This is a genomic window from Bacillus sp. FSL P2-0069, assembly GCF_038593315.1.
Taxonomy (GTDB): domain Bacteria; phylum Bacillota; class Bacilli; order Bacillales; family Bacillaceae; genus Bacillus; species Bacillus safensis.
Window position 1 is genome coordinate 3354435 of the sequence record NZ_CP151984.1, and the last position, 14312, is coordinate 3368746.

16 protein-coding genes are annotated in these 14312 nt (G+C 43.7%); 6 read left to right on the forward strand and 10 right to left on the reverse strand.

The features are described 5' to 3' along the window. Genes NSQ34_RS17225 through NSQ34_RS17240 form a run of 4 tightly spaced genes read right to left on the reverse strand, consistent with a single transcriptional unit; the run spans window position 1 to window position 4262 of the window. Window positions 1-876, reverse strand: a complete 876-nt coding sequence (locus NSQ34_RS17225; RefSeq protein WP_034621873.1) for a GNAT family N-acetyltransferase — start codon at window positions 874-876, stop codon at window positions 1-3. Beyond that, window positions 873-2051: a DegT/DnrJ/EryC1/StrS family aminotransferase gene (locus NSQ34_RS17230; RefSeq protein ID WP_342500975.1), complete on the reverse strand. Its 1179-nt coding sequence runs from the start codon at window positions 2049-2051 to the stop codon at window positions 873-875. The genes NSQ34_RS17225 and NSQ34_RS17230 overlap by 4 nt, the downstream gene beginning before the upstream one ends. 21 nt (window positions 2052-2072) lie before the next feature. Continuing rightward, entirely contained in the window at window positions 2073-3485 is a 1413-nt protein-coding gene (locus NSQ34_RS17235) for a CDP-glycerol glycerophosphotransferase family protein (protein WP_327825580.1), read from the reverse strand. A 6-nt stretch (window positions 3486-3491) separates the two neighbouring features. Further along, complete coding sequence (locus NSQ34_RS17240) at window positions 3492-4262, reverse strand: glycosyltransferase family 2 protein (protein WP_041115894.1); 771 nt, start codon at window positions 4260-4262, stop codon at window positions 3492-3494. Between the two features lie 184 nt (window positions 4263-4446). On the opposite strand from NSQ34_RS17240, the gene NSQ34_RS17245 reads away from it, so the two are divergent. The 3 genes from NSQ34_RS17245 (at window position 4447) to NSQ34_RS17255 (ending at window position 6583) form a co-directional block, all read left to right on the forward strand. Beyond that, complete coding sequence (locus NSQ34_RS17245) at window positions 4447-5112, forward strand: hypothetical protein (RefSeq protein WP_317222495.1); 666 nt, start codon at window positions 4447-4449, stop codon at window positions 5110-5112. A 193-nt stretch (window positions 5113-5305) separates the two neighbouring features. Further along, window positions 5306-5836: a spore coat protein GerQ gene (gene gerQ, locus NSQ34_RS17250; RefSeq protein WP_024426405.1), complete on the forward strand. Its 531-nt coding sequence runs from the start codon at window positions 5306-5308 to the stop codon at window positions 5834-5836. 129 nt (window positions 5837-5965) lie between these two features. Continuing rightward, window positions 5966-6583 (forward strand): cupin domain-containing protein, encoded by a 618-nt coding sequence (locus NSQ34_RS17255; RefSeq protein ID WP_034281285.1) that lies wholly within the window; start codon window positions 5966-5968, stop codon window positions 6581-6583. 41 nt (window positions 6584-6624) lie between these two features. Here NSQ34_RS17255 and NSQ34_RS17260 read toward each other — a convergent pair whose 3' ends face one another. The 3 genes from NSQ34_RS17260 to NSQ34_RS17270 all read right to left on the reverse strand — a co-directional run bounded on the left by NSQ34_RS17260 (window position 6625) and on the right by NSQ34_RS17270 (window position 8740). Further along, window positions 6625-6996, reverse strand: a complete 372-nt coding sequence (locus NSQ34_RS17260; protein ID WP_025093833.1) for a DUF423 domain-containing protein — start codon at window positions 6994-6996, stop codon at window positions 6625-6627. A gap of 70 nt (window positions 6997-7066) precedes the next feature. Then, window positions 7067-8374 (reverse strand): purine/pyrimidine permease, encoded by a 1308-nt coding sequence (locus NSQ34_RS17265; RefSeq protein WP_098677125.1) that lies wholly within the window; start codon window positions 8372-8374, stop codon window positions 7067-7069. A 33-nt stretch (window positions 8375-8407) separates the two neighbouring features. Then, entirely contained in the window at window positions 8408-8740 is a 333-nt protein-coding gene (locus tag NSQ34_RS17270) for a YwdI family protein (protein ID WP_034281287.1), read from the reverse strand. Between the two features lie 170 nt (window positions 8741-8910). On the opposite strand from NSQ34_RS17270, the gene NSQ34_RS17275 reads away from it, so the two are divergent. Then, window positions 8911-10269 carry an aldehyde dehydrogenase gene (locus tag NSQ34_RS17275; RefSeq protein ID WP_041115436.1) on the forward strand — a complete coding sequence of 453 codons (1359 nt, stop codon included), beginning with the start codon at window positions 8911-8913 and terminating at the stop codon, window positions 10267-10269. Window positions 10270-10302: 33 nt separating this feature from the next. On the opposite strand, the gene NSQ34_RS17280 is transcribed toward NSQ34_RS17275, so the two are convergent. Together NSQ34_RS17280 and NSQ34_RS17285 are read right to left on the reverse strand one after the other, a co-directional pair. Further along, window positions 10303-10983 (reverse strand): uracil-DNA glycosylase, encoded by a 681-nt coding sequence (locus NSQ34_RS17280; protein ID WP_046312854.1) that lies wholly within the window; start codon window positions 10981-10983, stop codon window positions 10303-10305. Next, the gene (locus tag NSQ34_RS17285; protein ID WP_024423819.1) at window positions 10980-11807 is read right to left on the reverse strand and encodes a glycosyltransferase family 2 protein; all 828 of its coding nucleotides are present in this window, start codon (window positions 11805-11807) and stop codon (window positions 10980-10982) included. Before NSQ34_RS17285 ends, NSQ34_RS17280 begins: the two co-directional genes overlap by 4 nt. A 128-nt stretch (window positions 11808-11935) precedes the next feature. Between NSQ34_RS17285 and NSQ34_RS17290 the strand changes: the two genes are divergently transcribed. Then, window positions 11936-12250: a general stress protein gene (locus NSQ34_RS17290; RefSeq protein ID WP_024426410.1), complete on the forward strand. Its 315-nt coding sequence runs from the start codon at window positions 11936-11938 to the stop codon at window positions 12248-12250. 125 nt (window positions 12251-12375) lie between these two features. Continuing rightward, window positions 12376-13185, forward strand: a complete 810-nt coding sequence (locus tag NSQ34_RS17295) for a bifunctional hydroxymethylpyrimidine kinase/phosphomethylpyrimidine kinase (RefSeq protein WP_024426411.1) — start codon at window positions 12376-12378, stop codon at window positions 13183-13185. Window positions 13186-13232: 47 nt separating this feature from the next. Here NSQ34_RS17295 and NSQ34_RS17300 read toward each other — a convergent pair whose 3' ends face one another. Beyond that, complete coding sequence (locus tag NSQ34_RS17300) at window positions 13233-14306, reverse strand: chitobiase/beta-hexosaminidase C-terminal domain-containing protein (RefSeq protein ID WP_342500976.1); 1074 nt, start codon at window positions 14304-14306, stop codon at window positions 13233-13235. Window positions 14307-14312 lie beyond the last annotated feature (6 nt).

The window sequence follows — 14312 nt, forward strand, 5'->3', positions numbered from 1 at the left end:
TTACCTCTCTCCTTTTTTCGGCCACACATGGTAATACAAGAAGGCATTTTTTGTTCTAAAGCCTAGCTTTTCGTACAGCTGAATCGCGGTTGTGTTATGCATCTGAGTTCCGGCAGACATAAACCGATGCCCTCTCTCATAAGAGGCTTTTATTATCGCCATCACGAGCTTTTTTCCGATCCCTTTTCCTTGTGCATCCGGTCTAATGGACAATAAATCAAGCACTAGTTCATCTCCCTTTGTCACCCCTTGAATCAAACCAATGACTTCATCATTCACCTTTGCCGCGAGATTGATATCTGCACGTCCGAGTAAATTGTTTCTCATCCATTCCTGAAAGAAATGCTGGACGACATTCTGATCTAAAAAAGGATCAAGTGCGTATCGGCTTTTCCCAAACGCCTGATGAGCAAGTGAGACCGCCTCATCGTAATCCTTTTCATCCGGCAGACTAATAACCACATCTTCACCTGTTGATGGAAGCTCCATATGAACAGGCGGCGCCTCAAGACGAGTGAGACCTCCCACATAGTACACATGTGACAGTCTTTGAACGATACGGTTTTTTACAAGATCAGACGCTTCAAGACGTAAAAAGAAAAAATCGCATTTTTCAGTTCTCATCCAATTGATGAAACGCTCCATCAATTCTTGAAAAGAAGACGCTGACTCCGCTTCCACAAACTTCACATGAAAAATATGCTGATCAAAAATGCCGCTTTCCCATTTTGACCATTCATATAACAGGACTGCTTTGAGCTGGGCGCCATTAACAAGAGCAAACTGCTTGAAGCCGTTCATTTGTTCCGCTTGTTGACCGTATTTCTCCAGCCAAGCAGCGAGCACCTGATCATCTACAGCATGAACGACCTTCATGATGATGCCCTCTGTTCTTTTAAAATAGACAACACCGCTGTGATAACATCCTGCACATCTTCATCTGTCATACTTGGATAGAGCGGCAGTGAGAGCGTCTGCTTGTAGTATGCGAGTGACTCAGGGAAATCCTCTGGTGAATAGTGATATGTTTCCTGATAGTATGGATGCAAGTGAACAGGGATAAAGTGAACACTCGTGCCGATTTTATATTCCTTTTGCAGTTGATCAATCAGTTCATCCCGCGTGATGAATGCTTCTTTTGGATTCACTTGTAGTACATACAAATGCCATGCATGTCTTCCATCTTGATGCACAGGCGGCAGGATCAGACCCGCTTCTTTTTGAAAAGCCTGATTGTATGCTTTTGCAATCTGTTCTCTCCGCGCCTGCATGTCATCTAGTCGGCTTAGTTGAACAAGCCCTATCGATGCCTGCACGTCAAACATGTTCATTTTATAGCCTGGTTCCTCGACCTCGTAATACCACGTTCCTTTTTCTCCATAACGATTCCACGCTCCCTTGCTCATCCCATGGAGCGCTAGTCTTCTAATCCGAGCCGCAAGCGCATCATCATTTGTTGTCAGCATGCCGCCTTCACCAGTCGCTAGGTTTTTCGTTGCATAAAAGCTAAAAGCGGTCGCATCACCAATGGATCCAACGGGCTGACCGTGATACGTTGTGTAAAGAGCGTGGGCAGCATCTTCAAGTACAAATAGATCATACTTTTTGGCAATGGCTAAAATTCGGTCCATATCGCACGATTGACCGGCAAAGTGAACAGGAACAATTGCTTTTGTGTGTGGTGTAATCGCCGCTTCTAGTTTCTCTGCATCAAGGTTGAGTGTCGCTGGATCAATATCGACAAATACAGGCGCTGCTCCCGTATGGATAATCGTATTGGCTGTTGCGCAGAATGTCAGAGGGGTTGTAATCACCTCATCCCCAGCCCTAATCCCTCTTGCCTTTAACGCTAAAAATAAAGCAGCCGTACATGAATTGACAGCGATCGCATGTTTTGCACCTGTCAGCTGCTGAAATTCTTCTTCAAACTGTCTTACTTTTGGTCCAGTTGACAGCCAGCCGGACTTTAATGTTCCAATGACTTCATCAATTTCTTCCTGCTGAATGAAAGGCAGAGCATAAGGAAGAAATTGTGCTCTCTTTTTTCCCATATCGCTTGCACACCCCTATCTTCATCTCTGAAAATCCACACCAGTTTTTGTTTTAAGCAGAGAAAGCAGAACATCGATAGATCGCGCATGCGGATAATGTTGTTTAATGAACTGAGCTCCTTGCTGCTTTGCCAGTTTCATCTCTTGTTCATCCGACAAAATACGAATGGCTTTCTCAGCTAGTTCAACAGGGTTTTCCATATGATAGCTGCCAAGCGACTCGTAATATGGGTATCTTCTGCCTTCTGTCGTTTTCCCGATCAGCACACTCTTTTCAAAAAGCATCGCTTCAAGACCAACTGTTGATGTGAGCGTAATCACGATATCCACATATGGCAGCAGATCATACAGGTCAATTTCTTTTTTAATCAATCTCACATGATTCCCCGCTCGTTCAATAGACACATAATCATTTAATCGATTTCGAGCAATTTCCCAAGGATGCGGCTTCATAATCAGCTGAATGTCTTTCCGTTTGGCGATCGTTTTAAGAACATCGCCATAAAAGGCTTCAGAAAACGGCTGCGTTGCCACAAGCACGGTCTTTTTAGCCGGACTGAAGTTCAATTTACGAAAAATGAGATCCTGTTGAAGCGGCGTTCGCTCCTTCACCAAATCAAACCTCGGATGACCTGTGATTTCCACCTGTTCCGGCTGACAGCCTTTATCTACATACCAGTCCTTTTCATATTTTCCAAATACCCCATGGCAAGTCGTGAAAATTGGTAAAAAGGCTTCGTCTCCCATAAGCGCGCCGTGCTGAAGACAGATACTCGTAAGCTGGCGTTTCACTGTTTGCAAAGCGAGTACGCGGCTGTAAGCATCCTCCGTTGTTCCAACAATAACAGCTGCAATCGGCTGCATTTGAAATAGCATTTCTATCTGGTCAATGACATCAATAAATTGCACAATGTCCTTCCGCAGCTTTTCTCTAAAAAAGACATTGCCAAAGACAGGGTGGTGAGCGTAAGGTTTAAGGAGAGCATTTGCTTTTTCAATATATTCAGCATGGGCTTCTTTATTAACCTCTCCGGCTAATTCCGGCTTACTGATCACGGGTAATCCGTAATAATCCGCCTTCTTCCAGCGAGCGAGCACCACCGTTTGGTTTGGATGGAACCGCGTGTAATTTTGTTCCGTAAAACGCAGGTGTTCAAAGTGAAGCAATACCTTTCCATTCGCCGGACGATAAGCCACACGCTTGATCTGCTGTTTATGCTGATCAAAAAATGGCTGAATCTCTTCCGGTAATGGACAAGCGGTTGTCAGTTCTTGACCGAATGCTTCATCTTCCATGCGTTCCCTCACTTCAGGACTGATATATTGATAAAAATTACTGATCAACCCAAGAGGAATTTGCTTGTAGGACAAATCCTTCATCAGATTCACATACTCAAAGTACACCTGCCAATAATGATGAATATAGTGCGACACTTCAGGTCACCTCCCATGTTTTTGTTTTAATATACTGCGAAGCTCCCAGCAGGTAGACTGCTCGGGAAGTGCTTGAATAAAGGCACTTTTCTCTTCTTCTGCCAGCTGATAATGAATGGACTGTTCTGTGATGTAATTTGTATCTAATATTTCATCAAAGGGATAGAACGGATAAAAATGATTTAACCGAAAAAAGAAACGGGCATCCCCTATCCGATAAAAATGCGGACTCTCGTCCCAGTAAGACCCAAATTCAGCATGAATTTTTGATAAAATGGATGCACGATGTACGACCGAGCAATGATCTATAGCACAGGGGGCATTCCATTGCACTGTTTGCGCCGGCCGAATCGTTTCCTTCACTGGCTCTTTTTTGCTATTTAAATAGATCACTTTAGAACTAGAATAGACAATCTCTTTACCTGGATGGGCATCTAGATAATGAGTGAGCTTCTCTAAACGGTCCGGGGCGTAGACATTGTCATCTGTGGCATAGGAAATATACTCGCCCTTTGCCAGTTCTAATGCTTGATTAATCAGCACGGCGTAGCGAGTTTTCGCTGTTCTCTCTTCCAGCGTTTTGACACCGCTTTGGATAAAGTGAACGCGGGGATCTTTGCGAAACGGTTCAATAGCAGCAAGGGTTTTTTCGTTTGATCCATCATCCATGATAAAAAGTTCAAAGTCTGACAGCGTCTGCTGCAGGACCGCTTCAATCGATCTGCCGACGTAAGCCGCCTTGTTGTAGCTCGTCATAATGACAGTTACTTTTGTCAAAGTTTTCACCTCGGTCTCTTTCAAACTATGTTTATCATATGTGTCTCCTCTTAAAGAGACTGTAGAGTGACCTATTTTTTATAAAATTGTATTTTTTTATTGATCTATCTTTGAAAAATGCGAAACTTTTGGTAATATAAGTAATCATTTGTGTGTATTAAAGGAGTAAAGAACATTGGAAGCTATGAAGAATGATCACTCCCAAGAAGAGGAAGTAAAAGGATTTTTTCGATTTTTTAAAATTTTCGTCGCGACAAAAACGATTATTCGCTCATATCAACATTCCAATATTCCCATTTGGCTGATGATGCTCCTTGCAAGTATCGCCGGTACGGGCTGGATCTACGAAGGGTATTTTAGCGAGTATATGGGCAATCATATTCCATTCCCTTTTATTCTGTTACAAGGAGCGGGATATGGTATTTTGGCAGGCAATATGATTCTATTTTTCGGTGTCCTTCTGATTAAATGGTTAGGCCGTCTCTTTTTCGACTGTCAAACGGCATATCGAGATATACTCAAAGCCTGCACACTGACGGTCTTTTTCCCTTCTGCTTTATTTTCACTTACTTGGATTTTCACTGTTGGGATGCTCGGTCCGTATACGTTTGTTAAAATCTCACCATATTTAGATCAGCATTATGAAGTATGGTATTATCTCGATCTTTTAACTCTTACGGATGTATATGCAAAGACGTGGATATTTGGAATGGCAATTTTAGGCATTGTCGCTGTGATGAAGCTCAGATTATGGCAAGCCTTCATCATTGTGATCACACCGCTCGCCGCGTTTTTTCTCATCATGACACTTTTATTTGATATTCAGCACGCTGTAAACTGGATCATGTAAAAAAGACGAGTACCGATAGAATACGAGGGATTGTCTACACGCTGAGGAATTGCATAGCAGTTCCTTTTTTTCGTTCAATGTACATATTCTCCCCTCCTGTCTCATAGTGTGAAAGAGAGAAAGAATGCTATGGAAACAACAGGTGCTTTAGCGCCTTCTGTTTAGAACACCATGAGGAAAGAGGAGGAACGTTATGAAATTGAAAAATCAATTTGGGCAAGGTTCGGGTTTCGAAGGTCAAGATTTTCGCCAGCAACAATATGGAGCAAATCCGTATCCTGCGCAGCAGATGGGTTATTCAGTCCCTCCCCAAACGCAGGGTCAAATGCAGCAGGGGTTTTCGCCAATGCCGTCTACCGGCACTTCACAAGGAGGCCAAGGAACGCAGGGCGGCGGTCAGCCATATCAAATTCCTTCTGGACCGGTTTATCAGCAGAATGTCACCGGGCAGCTGCCTATTGAGCAGTCCTATATTGAAAATATTTTACGATTGAACCGCGGCAAGGTAGCCACGATTTATATGACATTTGAGGCGAGCAAGGAATGGAATTCGAAGATTTTTAGAGGCGTCATTGAAGCTGCAGGACGTGACCACATTATCATTAGTGATAATAAGACAGGAACACGATACTTACTATTAACGATCTATCTTGATTACATTACGTTTGATGGGGAAATTCAATACGACTATCCATACTCCATGTCTACGTATTCTCCGAGATAACGTCAAGCATGGCAAAAGCAAGGCTCAGGTGCCCTTGCTTTTTTCTTTTGTCTAGGTTTTTGTCACACCTCTAGGGCGCTGTTCATAAGATGCCTAGTAGTTTTTATCAAAAGCCTAGAGGTGACATCAATGACTGTTGAGCTGGATTATACATCACCAAATGTCAAATTTTCATACGATCTGAATCAAAGCCCCCTTGTGAAATTCGATCAGCATAACCTGATTAATGTGTTAGGAAAAAAACAATTAAACTCGTTGGATCAAGTGTCCCTGCTGGATATATATTTGAGTAAAAGCAAAGTCGTAGAGCCTCATTATCATCAAAATGCCGCAGAGCTTGTTTATTGTATAGCCGGTTCTGCTGCCGTATCGATGCTGAATCCATTTACAAAAAAACTGCACACCTACACCATCACACCTGGACAGGTGGCAAACGTGCCTCAAGGCTGGTGGCACTATGAAGTCGCTCTCCAAGACAGAACTCATTTGTTAGCCATTTTTAACGCATCTACACCTGAAGTGATCCTAGGCTCAGACCTTCTCACCCTCACCCCTTCTCACATCATGGCCCATACTTATTGCATGAACGAAACACAGTGGAAGCAGGCGATAAAGCCTGTGAAACCAAGTGTGTTTATCGGACCATTTTGCCACCGGGAGGATGAGTCTCAAACGCATCCTGTCCCTCCATCTCACTACGTCCCATATTATCAAGCACCGCCCAACTATACCCCTTACTGGAGTTAAGAAAAAAACCGATGCCCCTATGAGAGCATCGGTTTATTGGCTTATAAATTTTTTGCTGCTGCAATGACAAGCATGATCCAAGAGGCGATAAATGCTACTCCGCCAATAGGAGTAATGGCTCCTAAAATCTTCACCTGCGTCAATGCCAGCACATAAAGGCTTCCTGAGAAGAAAAGGATACCTGCAAGCATCACCCAGCCAGCGGCAGGAACCAAGGAGACACCTGACAGCTTATCTGCAAGAAAAGCGACAACAAATAAGCCAATGGCATGGAACATTTGATATTGAACACCTTTATTCCATATTTCTATATATTTTTCAGGGATTTTCCCTTCTAGACCGTGCGCACCGAAGGCTCCAAGTCCAACAGCAAGCATGGCGTTAATAGCACCTAAAATGAAAAATAGTTTCATTCGTCATTCTCCTTATCTCGTCAATTATATTTATCATAGCGCGGGTGAAGGGCGACATTCAACTTTCCCTTTACGTTGACACGAGATTGTCGGATTTCTTTTTCTTTCGTAACAAGACTTGGTCGACCACGATCGCAATGAGTGTGCCTAGAACAAGACCGTTGCTTAATAATGAAATGAGCACAGGATGCATGCCTTTCAAGGCCCCCTGAGGCACAAACATCGCCCCTACGCCTGCTAAAACAGCAATCCCAAGAACAAAGCGAATCCGCGGAATTTCTTCTTTCTCATACTGATCAAACTCTGACATCGCAATCCCAATCATAGAAGAGAAGACCACAAAGTTTACAGCAAGCCCCACAGGTGATGGCAATGCAGAGAAAAAGCTCATGAGCAGCGGGAATAAACTAATGAGTACAATGAGCAGACTTCCTATGAAAAATGGCTTTCTCGAAGGAATTTTGGTTGTCTGGATAAATCCGGCTGCCCCCGAAATAGGTACAGGCGCAATCGCCCCGATCAGCCCGCTTAATAAATGACCAAATGCTGCGACAAAACCAGCAGGTCGTGCTCTTTTCCGCTCACGCAGTTCACCAAATGCCTTCACTGAACTTTCCACAATTCGAATACTTGCCAGCATGTTCACAATGAGTAAAATCGTTATAAAAAAGGACGTGACAAGCAATCCGCTGTCAAAGACCGGCATACCGAATGGAAACAGCTTCGGAAACTCGATGATTTGTTCTGGAATTCGAACCGGCTTCGCCAATCCGAGTAGAGCGAATAACAGCCATCCGCCTGCAAGTGCGAATAACACAGAAAACTGCCTCAAGTAATGCCATTTTGAGCGGCTGATCATGAAGGTGAGGATAATAATCAAGATCGATAAGCAAAAGACAAGCCCGTCCACCTGATTTCCCCGATAGCCGATGCCCATCAGCCCTTTCATGATTGGCTGACTTAGCTGCACAACAAGCAGCAGCAGGTAAATGCCTGTGACGACTGGCGTAAATAAAGACGCGAGCCAATTGATGATTTTAAATAAACTAAAAATAAAAAAGAAAACAGCACTAAAAATTAAAGCCCCTTGTAATGCTTGCAGGGTTTCAGGATACGTCGCAAAGATTGTACCTGTCATGCCGGCATAAAGGGTATACACACCCCACCAAAGCCCTGCTGGACTTTCATTGATCGGCAGCATATGGCCGCATAAACACTGCACCATCGCCACAAGACCAAGTGAAAAGAAAGTACTTTGAATCAGCTCCGCCGATTGCACTTGGTTCAATTCAAATGCTTGTGCAATCGCAATTGGTACGGCAATAGAAGCTGCGATAAAAAATGCCATCCACTGAATGGCGCCCAAAAATAGTTTCAAACCGATCACCTTCCCTTTGTCGTGACAAGACCATTAAAAATCAAAAATAGAGTCGCCGTTCCCGTCCTTCTCTTTTTGACCCTCATCATTTTGCTGAAATTTCTTCGCACCACTTGTGCCCATGAGTTTCTCAAGCATGGCTTGATCTGTAGTCACAGATGGCGCTGATGGTGTATGTATCGATGGAGGTGGTGAGATGGCCGGCGACTGCGGCATTTGCACCTTTGATGGTGCGTCGAGAATGACATCACATAGTGAAGAAATGGCCGCTACTTGACGTTTCACCTCTTCATCATTTCCACTTTGTTTTGCTTTTTGAACCGCTTCCTCCATTTTTTGAAGCAGGCTTGATATATGAATATTCAAGGGTAGACCCTCCAATCTAAAAAAATCTCTTTTCAACATTATTTTACCAAATGAACAAACCAAATGGGTTCATTTTTTCAAAGCAGTGCGCTCACGACTCTCTTATTTGACCCGTCATCTTCATTCACACATAATAAAAGAAACAAAATCGTCTATGAAGGGATTGAATAATGGACAAGCTTACTGCTCTATTTCAGAAACAAAAAGTCTTTCAGAAGCCGGCGGTTCAAGAACGCATCCGCATTCTTCAAGATTTAAAAGCAGCAATCAAACAGCATGAAAAGGATATATTACAGGCCTTAGCCCATGATTTACATAAATCCGAACAGGAAGCCTATACAACAGAGATTGGGATGGTGTATGAAGAAATCAATCATACCATCAAGCACCTTCACAAATGGGCGAAGCCAACTCGCGTGAAAACACCGCTGACTCATATCGGATCAAAAAGCATGATTATCAAGGAACCTTATGGAACTGTGCTCATCATTGCTCCTTGGAACTATCCTTTCCAATTGGCCCTTTCTCCATTAGTCGGTGCGATTTCTGCGGGAAATGCCGTGATTTTAAAGCCGTCTGAGCTGACGCCGGCAGTCTCACAAGTGATCAGCACTATCATCAAACGTGTATTTCAAGAAGACCATGCGGCTGTCGTAGAGGGCGGTGTTGAAGTCAGTACAGAACTGCTGAAACTGCCCTTTGATTATATCTTCTTTACTGGAAGTGTGGCAGTTGGCAAAGTCGTCATGGAAGCCGCCGCAAAGCATTTGACCCCTGTCACACTTGAGCTTGGCGGAAAAAGTCCCAGCATCGTCATGCCTGATGCCGACATCAAGCTGGCAGCGAAGCGGATCACCTTTGGAAAGTTCACCAATGCAGGGCAAACCTGCATTGCACCAGACTATTTGCTCGTTCATGAATCCATCAAAGAGGAACTTTTGCGAGAAATGACAGCCTGTATCCGTGACTTTTATGGTGAACATCCCGAAACGCATCCGCACTTTGGAAAAAATGTCAGCCAGCGTCACTTTGACAGGCTTACACAATTTCTCTCAAATGGAACGATCGTCACAGGTGGACAGCGCAATGAACAGGAGCTCAAAATCGCTCCGACCATTTTAGACCACATCACATGGGAAGATCCTGTCATGCAGGAGGAAATTTTCGGACCGATTCTGCCTGTCATGACCTTTGATTCTCTGCATGAGGCAGTTCATATGATCAAAGCAAGGCCGAAGCCGCTTGCGCTTTACTTATTTACAACAAATAAAGAAACAGAATCCTATATTCTAGACAACCTCTCATTTGGCGGAGGATGTATCAATGACACGCTTATGCATGTCGCTACCCCTTACCTGCCATTCGGAGGCGTCGGCGAAAGCGGCATGGGGCGATATCACGGGAAGGAAAGCTTCTTTACTTTTACGCATGAAAAAAGCGTCCTGCGGCAAACCAATCGCTTCGATTTTTCCTTCCGTTATCCAAATGCGAAAAATGGACTCGACTTGGTCCGCAAATTTTTAAAATAAACAGGACGAAGGGGCTCTCCCCTCGTCCTATTTTCATTCAATATCCTTGATACACCAATTGATTTCTTCAATCCCCATTTGCTTTAAATACGCGTTTACCTTTGAAAAGGGCCGGCTGCCAAAAAAGCCGTTTCTTGCAGAAAAAGGACTTGGATGAGGTGACTCAATGATGAAATGCTTGTTTTGATCAATGCGTTCTTTCTTGTTTTGAGCATGTCTTCCCCATAACACAAAAACGACAGGCTGCTCACGCTGATTCAGCACATCAATCACGCGGTCTGTCACTCGTTCCCAGCCCTTGCCTTTATGAGAATTCGCCTCGCCCCTTCTCACAGTCAGCACAGTGTTTAAGAGCAGCACACCCTGCTCTGCCCAGCTGACAAGTGAACCGTGGTTTGGAACAGGACAGCCAAGATCATCCTTTAGCTCCTGAAAAATATTTCTCAAAGATGGCGGGTGTTTGACGCCCGGCTGAACAGAAAAGCTTAATCCATGTGCCTGCCCTGGGCCATGATAAGGGTCTTGTCCTAAAATCACCACTTTGACCTTTTCATATGACGTCAAATGAAGAGCACGATATACGTCATCTGGTTTTGGAAAAACGGTCTGCGTGCGATATTCTTCCTTCATCCATTCACGTAATTCCTGATAATACGGCTGTTCAAATTCACTTTTCATTACAGCCCACCAGCTATCATTTAAAAATGGCTTCATTGTGGTTTTCCTCCTTCTACTTGCTGCGCTAGTCTGGAGATCATCGGTTTTCCATCCCACACAATCTCACTCTCTGATTCTCTTTTTTTCATCGCTGGTTCTTCTAATAATATCGCAAAGTTCGCTGTCGGCAGATCGCCCAGTTCATGCTTTTCACTTAAATCATCTAAGTAGTTTTTCCTTGTTTCACCAAGATCACTAGACTGATTTCCACCACCGTCAAAAAACGCATAGATCACGCTCGCCGCTGGCACTCGTTTGACTCGGGCATGCTGTGATACACGCAAAAAGAAGTCCCAGTCCCAATAATGATGCATCGCTGGATCAAAATAGCCAATCTCATCGTGTATACAGCGTTTGTACATACTGCCCGAAGGAACATATGTAGAAAAGACACGCATATCCTCAATATCCGCTGTATAAGCAAACAAACGCCTCGACAGCGGGAAACGGGTCGCGCCTTTTTCTTCAAATGATACAATTTCTGCATCAGAAAAGACAAAATCGGCATCTTCCAGCGCCTTGCTCATGCGTTCGATATGACAAGGTGTGAAGTAATCATCGTCGTCACTCAGCATGATGACGTCTCCTGTCAGCTCCCGCACCCCCACATTTCTGGCATTTACATGCTGGACATTCTCATCTAAATGAATCAAGCGGATCGGAAGCTCAGGGTAAAGTTCCTGAATGATGTCGACTCGCTCTCCTGCATCATTGACGACAACAATTTCAAAAGGCTGTACGGTTTGTCTTGTAATGGATTCAAGCAGCTCACACAGTGCGCTGAGCCGGTTATGTGTCACAATTAATAAGGAAATCTTCATATGCAGCTTACTCCTTTAATAGATTCGTCTTTTTCCATTAAAACATAAATTGACTTTCTTCTCATGATATAAAAGGCGGTTTGATTTGATGAGAAAATGGGAATTTTTGATGAAAAGGAGTGACCATGATGGAATATATCACGGTGGAAAATAGTAAAGAAGCAAAACAGACCATTGACCACATTCATTCATCGGGTTCATCAAAAGACGCTGTTTTTGTTTTTGCGTACGACCCAGAACGCTCTGATACCGTAACGGAGTATACAGATGCCAAAAGCATGACTGCGGTCGATCAAGGGATTTTGGATCAAGTCGCCAATGTCATTCGCACCCGGGATGATGAACTGATGGCCAAAATGATGTCAACTGGGGCCGATCAAGAGTTAGCCTTAACCCTTTTAGATGAACTGAAAAAAGGGAAATTGGTGATTTGTAAAAGGTAAGAAAGAGAGGCGTTCCGATGAGAGGAACGCTTTTTTATGCCGTTTCATTGTGATAAATGGAAAAGCTGATTATAATAAGGGATAGAACAGTAACTGTTACACATCACATTGGAGGTTCAGCAACTATGTCTATGAATAAAGCACTCACCATCGCAGGTTCGGATTCAAGCGGCGGTGCAGGTATCCAAGCAGATTTAAAAACGTTTCAAGAAAAAAACGTCTACGGGATGACAGCTTTAACCGTTGTCGTTGCAATGGACCCTCATAATCATTGGGATCATCAGGTGTTTCCAATTGATACGGCGACAATTCGCGCGCAGCTCTCTACCATTGTAGAAGGTATTGGTGTAGATGCGCTGAAAACGGGTATGCTTCCAACCGTCGACGTGATTGAGCTTGCAGCTGACACCATCAAAACATATGACCTAAAAAATGTCGTCATTGATCCTGTCATGGTTTGTAAGGGTGCGAACGAAGTCCTTTACCCAGAGCACGCGGAAGCATTGCGTGAAAAGCTCACGCCACTGGCAACCGTTATCACACCTAATCTTTTCGAAGCAGGTCAATTAAGCGGAATCGGCGAGATCAAAACGATCGAACAAATGGAAGAAGCAGCAAAACGCATTCACGAACTTGGTGCAAAGTATGTGGTAATCACTGGAGGCGGTAAGCTCAGCGAAGACAAAGCCATCGATTTGCTTTATGATGGACAAACCTTCGAACGCCTTGAAACAGATAAAATCGACACAGAATACACACACGGCGCAGGCTGCACATTCTCAGCAGCAGTCACAGCTGAACTAGCGAATGGATCAGACGTGAAAGAAGCCATTTATGCAGCAAAAGAATTCATCACGGCTGCCATTAAAGGCTCTTTCCAGCTAAACGAATACATCGGACCAACAAAGCATTCTGCTCATCGTTTTGACAAATAAAACAGAAAAAACCGATTCGCCTTGTTAGAAGGTGAATCGGTTTTTGTTTATCGAAAGCTTCGTCTCTGCGCAAACAGCCAATCTGTTAAGCCTGGCGTCTCATAAGCAGGCGTCCATGATGCATGGTCATATCCATACTTGGTTGCATACTCCGTATAAAGCGGCTGGCCGCCAGCTTTTTGAATAGCTTGAATTGTATTTCTCGCATAGCTGATAGGGATAATGGAATCATCCTCTGCATGAAATGCCCATATTGGCTTGCTCGCTAAAATTCCCGCCTTGCGTGGATCTGCTCCCCCCGCAATAGGAATCATTGCTGCAAACAAACGAGGATATGTGATGTTCAACTGGTACGTGCCAAATCCACCTTGTGATAAACCCGTCGCATAAATTCTTTTCTGGTCAATCTGATAAGAAGTTAACACATGCTGAAGGACACCATAAGCTTTGTGTAAATCTGGTGAAAATTGAAACACATTCGTCAGATCAATTTCATTTTGCACATTTCTTGTTAATGCAAAGCCTCCATCGACAGCATTTCGCGCCTGAGGTGCAAGTACATACGAAGGATGTTTCTTTTGAACTTCAGGAGAAGCCCATAAAACTGCACCATCATTCGCAAGTAACTGCTTTTGATTGTCTGTTCCCCTCTCCCCGCCTCCATGTAAGAAGAGGACTAAAGGATAGGCTTTACCCCTCTTATGATTTTTCGGAATGTACAACCGATAAGGCATTCCTTGATATTCAAAAGATAAAAAAGATGATGCGATATCCTCTCGTGTGACAAAACGATAATTGTACGTAGACGTAGCAAGTCGATGCCTATTTTTGTAAACGCTTACTTTTAAAGTCGTATCAGTTTCGATATGAATGGGCTTTTTGTATAACTGACTTTGAGTTGTCGGCTGGCTGCCATCTGTTGTGTAATAAAGAGAAGCTTTTTGAACGTGAGAATGCAGAGCTACCTCTTGTGAACGATAATATTGACCAGACGGGACTGAAGCAGTTGACGCAGCAGATGACGTATGATTTCGGGCAGAAGAAACGGAAGGAAAAAGAAAACTCATAGAAAACAGGACAATAATAAAGGTGATCAGGCATTTCTTGGTTGTATGGTTCATATCGTT

Excerpts from the sequence above, each read along its gene's own strand:
- NSQ34_RS17225 (WP_034621873.1), bottom strand. The coding sequence starts at position 876 with ATGAAGGTCGTTCATGCTGTAGATGATCAGGTGCTCGCTGCTTGGCTG.
- NSQ34_RS17230 (WP_342500975.1), bottom strand. The coding sequence starts at position 2,051 with ATGGGAAAAAAGAGAGCACAATTTCTTCCTTATGCTCTGCCTTTCATT.
- NSQ34_RS17245 (WP_317222495.1), top strand. The coding sequence starts at position 4,447 with ATGAAGAATGATCACTCCCAAGAAGAGGAAGTAAAAGGATTTTTTCGA.
- gerQ (WP_024426405.1), top strand. The coding sequence starts at position 5,306 with ATGAAATTGAAAAATCAATTTGGGCAAGGTTCGGGTTTCGAAGGTCAA.
- NSQ34_RS17255 (WP_034281285.1), top strand. The coding sequence starts at position 5,966 with ATGACTGTTGAGCTGGATTATACATCACCAAATGTCAAATTTTCATAC.
- NSQ34_RS17260 (WP_025093833.1), bottom strand. The coding sequence starts at position 6,996 with ATGAAACTATTTTTCATTTTAGGTGCTATTAACGCCATGCTTGCTGTT.
- NSQ34_RS17275 (WP_041115436.1), top strand. The coding sequence starts at position 8,911 with ATGGACAAGCTTACTGCTCTATTTCAGAAACAAAAAGTCTTTCAGAAG.
- NSQ34_RS17280 (WP_046312854.1), bottom strand. The coding sequence starts at position 10,983 with ATGAAGCCATTTTTAAATGATAGCTGGTGGGCTGTAATGAAAAGTGAA.
- NSQ34_RS17285 (WP_024423819.1), bottom strand. The coding sequence starts at position 11,807 with ATGAAGATTTCCTTATTAATTGTGACACATAACCGGCTCAGCGCACTG.
- NSQ34_RS17290 (WP_024426410.1), top strand. The coding sequence starts at position 11,936 with ATGGAATATATCACGGTGGAAAATAGTAAAGAAGCAAAACAGACCATT.
- NSQ34_RS17295 (WP_024426411.1), top strand. The coding sequence starts at position 12,376 with ATGTCTATGAATAAAGCACTCACCATCGCAGGTTCGGATTCAAGCGGC.
- NSQ34_RS17300 (WP_342500976.1), bottom strand. The coding sequence starts at position 14,306 with ATGAACCATACAACCAAGAAATGCCTGATCACCTTTATTATTGTCCTG.